Genomic DNA, 1087 nt, shown 5'->3' with positions numbered 1-1087 from the left:
ATGATTCACATGAAAAATCTGAGCAAAATTAAAGATAAAAATTGTCAGATCAAATGGTCATAATTAATATTCTTTATATATATTTGAAGTGTAAATCATCTATAAAAGGCCAGATTATGGAGAAAAACATAACTTTTTAATAATATAATTTGCATCAGCATGCATGAAACGATCTATCATAGCTATGTTGGTGGTGATAGTTCTTGTTTTAGCTGGTATAGGTGGGTTCTTCGGATATGAATACACACATCAGGTAAAGACTAACCTCAAGACAATGTATCTAACTACATTCACCAATCCGTCAAGCATACAGACCTTTCAGCTTTCCGTAATGGAACAGGAACTCAGATCAATAGGTCTGCCTGTCAGCATACAGCTTGTATCCCCAACAGTCATAGGTAGCTATCTTACGCCAAATGGCACGCCCAATTTTGTCGGATTCGGTTGGTTCCCAGATTGGCCTGATCCGGTCGGGCAACAGTTGATACCAATCACCGCATCTTTCGATGGTGGAGCCATAGGATACAACATGGCATGGTTAGACAATTCGACTTTGAATTCGCTATATCCAGGCATCATGTTTGAAACGAACCTAACGGAGCAGATGCAGCAGGTTGTTGAAGCATATCACATAATATATAATCTGACTCCTTATTTATGGTTTCCAAATCCGGATACCTATTTCTTTGTTCAGCCATACATAAATAACTTTACATACAATCCATATGACACGTACTTCTACAATATGATGTCATACAATTTCAGCTACAATGCGAATGGAATTAAAGCTCCGGCAGATAACGTTCTTACCGACGTGGCTGCCGATGGGGCAATATCACCCCCAGATTTCCTTGATCCATCGGTTGGTTTTGATATCGAAGACGGACCGCTATTCACTGCGGTTTACCAGCAGCTTGTCGAGCTGAATGGTACCGATTACCTCCAGATCGTGCCGGTCATAGCTTCCAATTATTCTGTTGGTGCAGGATCACATCTATATCAGAATTATACCTTTAACATAAGGAAAAATGTCACATTCAGCGATGGCACTCCGGTGAATGCCACTACAGTATGGTTCTCGTTCTAC

Annotated in this window: 1 pseudogene; it reads left to right on the top strand. The window is 40.2% G+C overall.

Features of this window, described 5'->3' with window-relative positions:
• Nucleotides 1-163: 163 nt before the first annotated feature.
• Nucleotides 164-1087: pseudogene (locus tag Q0C15_RS02165) on the top strand (ABC transporter substrate-binding protein); the annotation flags it as partial.

Source organism: Thermoplasma sp. (genome assembly GCF_023256435.1).
Classification (GTDB): Archaea; Thermoplasmatota; Thermoplasmata; order Thermoplasmatales; family Thermoplasmataceae; genus Thermoplasma.
The sequence above is the reverse complement of the archived record's forward strand: the minus strand, read 5'-3'. Positions and strand labels throughout refer to the sequence as shown.